Source organism: Pseudomonas sp. P5_B2 (genome assembly GCF_056400445.1).
Genome location: NZ_JBFULH010000483.1, coordinates 1 through 3,114 on the forward strand (window position 1 = coordinate 1; position 3,114 = coordinate 3,114).

Annotated in this window: 3 protein-coding genes and 1 pseudogene; all 4 read right to left on the reverse strand. The window is 56.4% G+C overall.

What is annotated here, in order from left to right; genetic code table 11:
• Positions 1 to 148 precede the first annotated feature (148 nt).
• The gene (gene pstB / locus AC1DRJ_RS22710; RefSeq protein WP_477804121.1) at positions 149 to 910 is read right to left on the reverse strand and encodes a phosphate ABC transporter ATP-binding protein PstB; all 762 of its coding nucleotides are present in this window, start codon (positions 908 to 910) and stop codon (positions 149 to 151) included.
• Between the two features lie 74 nt (positions 911 to 984).
• A complete protein-coding gene (gene pstA, locus AC1DRJ_RS22715) occupies positions 985 to 1,878 on the reverse strand; it encodes a phosphate ABC transporter permease PstA (protein WP_477804122.1) in 894 nt (297 codons plus the stop codon).
• Positions 1,878 to 2,843 (reverse strand): phosphate ABC transporter permease subunit PstC, encoded by a 966-nt coding sequence (pstC, locus tag AC1DRJ_RS22720; protein ID WP_477804120.1) that lies wholly within the window; start codon positions 2,841 to 2,843, stop codon positions 1,878 to 1,880. Before pstC ends, pstA begins: the two co-directional genes overlap by 1 nt.
• Before the next feature lie 80 nt (positions 2,844 to 2,923).
• Positions 2,924 to 3,114, reverse strand: a pseudogene (locus AC1DRJ_RS22725) (phosphate ABC transporter substrate-binding protein PstS); the annotation flags it as partial.

Here is a 3,114-nt window from a genome sequence, read left to right on the forward strand (position 1 = left end):
GCGCACGTTCAATCGCTGCCAAATCAAGACGACACTTTGCAGACATTGGCAATCCTGATGAAAGATGGGTGAGAAGGTAAAACGACCGAATGCATGCCAATCTCGTTTAGCCCTTGGCTGCATTCGGTCTTGACCAGACGGTTGTTGATTAGCTGAATTTGCCGCTGATGTAATCGTTCGTCATTTGTTCGCGCGGATTGTCGAATATCTGGGAAGTGGGGCCCATCTCAACCAGATAACCGGTACGCGTGCCCTGCGAAATATCAACAGAGAAAAATGCCGTCGTATCAGCGACACGGATCGCCTGCTGCATATTGTGGGTGACCAGGGCGATGGTGTAGTCCTTCTTCAACTCGACCATCAACTCTTCAACACGGCGAGTGGCGATCGGGTCGAGTGCCGAGCACGGCTCATCCAGCAACAGGACTTCCGGTTCGGTGGCGATAGCGCGGGCGATACAGAGTCGTTGCTGCTGGCCCCCTGAAAGGGACAGACCGCTGACCTTGAGCTTGTCCTTGACTTCATCCCATAGCGCGGCGCCCTGCAGGGCGTGCTTGACGCGGTCACCCAGATCGCCTTGGTAACGATTAAGGCGCAGGCCAAAAGCAACGTTATCGAAAATGCTCATCGAGAACGGGTTCGGCTGTTGGAACACCATCCCGATATAGCGACGCACGACCACTGGATCGACGCCCTTGCCATAGACGTCTTGCCCGAGGAAATGCACATGGCCCTCGAAACGAAAGCCCTTTACCAAGTCATTCATCCGATTGAGGCTGCGCAGCACGGTGCTCTTGCCGCAGCCAGAAGGACCGATGAATCCGGTGATCTTGTTTTTTTCGATCGGCACATGGCTGTCACGTACCGCCATGAAATTGCCGTAGAAAATCTTGTCGAGCTTGCAGTCCATGACCACAGGTGCCTGGGCCTCGAACGGGGCGACTTTTTGCGCAGATAATACGTTCACAATATTTGCTCCCATTCTCAAAACTTTGGCTTGCCGAAAATACGGCTGACGATATTCACGATCAGCACGATCATCACCAACACCAGCGAGGCAGCCCATGCGAGCTCAAGCTGATTGTCGAATGGCATGCCGGAGAAGTTGTAAATCAGTACGGCAAGCGATGCGGTCGGATTCATGACCGCCAGGCTCCCGTCGTGGTAGATCCAATAGTTGCTGAACAGGGCGGTAAACAACAACGGCGCGGTTTCGCCGGCTGCGCGCGCCACCGCCAGCATCACGCCAGTCAGGATCGCCGGCAGGCCGGTAGGCAATACGATTTTCCAGATAACCTGCGATTGGGTACAGCCCATGCCGTAGGCCGCATCCTTCATAATCTTGGGCACCATCCTCATCGACTCTTCAGCGGTGAGCACAACGATAGGCAGCATCAGTACTGCCAGTGCCACGCCACCCGCCGGTGCCGAGTAGGTACCGGTGGTCATCACCACCAAGGCGTAGGCAAAAACCCCGGCCAAAATCGAAGGCAGCCCTGTGAGCATCTTGGCGGCGAAGCGCGCGGCATTGGCCAGCTTGCTGTCCGGTCCCAGTTCCGCCAGAAAGATGGCCGCCATGATGCCGACCGGAACCGCGATTGCGGCTGCGATACCGACCATGACAAAGGTGCCTGCCATTGCGTTGCCGAAGCCGCCGCCGGTCTCGAACCCGGTCGGCGGTAGTTCGGTGAACAGCTCAAGACTGAGGCGGGCACCTCCGCGCGTGATCAGCATGTAAAGCACGGAAATCAGGGGCACGCTGGCCAGCAGAGCGCCAGCCCAGACCAGTGTGGTCAACACCAGACTGCGCAGGGCGCGGCCTTCAAACTTGCGCTGCAGACTTGGCAGCGCGGCTGTAGCGGGAGTGAGGTCACTCATCATTTAGTACCACGCTGGGCATAGACCATTATCATGGATCCTATGACGTTCACTATTAGGGTGATCAACATCAGTACCAGTGCGGCATACATCAAAACTTCGATCTCTGTCGGCCCCGCTTCGGGAAAATTCAGCGCTAACAAGGCGGCCAGCGTATTGGCTGGTGCAAACAGAGAAAGGGAAATATTGTTCGAGTTGCCGACCAACATGGCCAAGGCCATCGTTTCACCCAATGCCCGACCCAGACCCAATACCAGTGAGCCGAAAATGCCGGTGGCGGCGGATGGCACCATCACTTTGAGAATCGCCTCCCAATGTGTGGTACCCATGCCGTAGGCGGCTTGCTTGGTTTTCATCGGTACGCCCGCAAGGGCATCCTGCGAAACGGCGGCAATAGTCGGCAGGATCATGATGGCAAGCACCAACGCTGCAGGTAATAGTCCCGGTCCGCTTAAGGTCGTGCCGAAAAATGGTATCCAGCCCAGTTCGCTGTTTAACCAGTCCGTGAGGGGCCGAATGGCCGGGATCACCACGTATATCCCCCACAGGCCGTAAACGACGCTGGGAATGGCCGCGAGCAATTCGACAATGGTGCGAAAAATGGCTGCAAGCTGGCTAGGCAGGAAATCCTGGGTCAGGAAAATCGCCATGCTGACGCCGAAAAAGCCTGCGATCACTAACGCGATCATGGCGCTGTAGAGCGTGCCCCAAATGGCTGGCAGAATCCCGTACTTACCTTGGTTTACGTCCCACACGGTACCCAAAAGGACGTCCAGACCGTGCTTCTCCATGCCTGGAACTGCCTTGCGCCCGACCTCGTATACCAATGCAAATACCAGCGCCAGAACGAGAACCACACCTATACGCGCAAGCGCGCGAAAGGTGCGATCAACCAGGAAATCCTTCGCAGAGGGGGGCTTACAGGCAGAGTCCGGATTAACCGGTACGACAAATGGCTTGTTCATGGGCTAATTCCGGAGAGTGGGGAAAATCTCTTCGGCGGGGCTAGTACTGATAGCCCACGCCGAAAGAGGCCACGCGAGCGTCACTGGATGTTGGAGGAAGCTTTGCGGACTTGATCGACGACCGATTGCGGCAGGGGGATGTAACCCATCGAATCGGCAATTTTCTGACCCTCGGTCAGGCTGTACTCGACCATTTCGCGCATGGCTTTGGCCTTGGCCGGGTTCTCGTTATTTTTGCGGAAAATCATCCAGGTGTAGGACGTGATCGGGT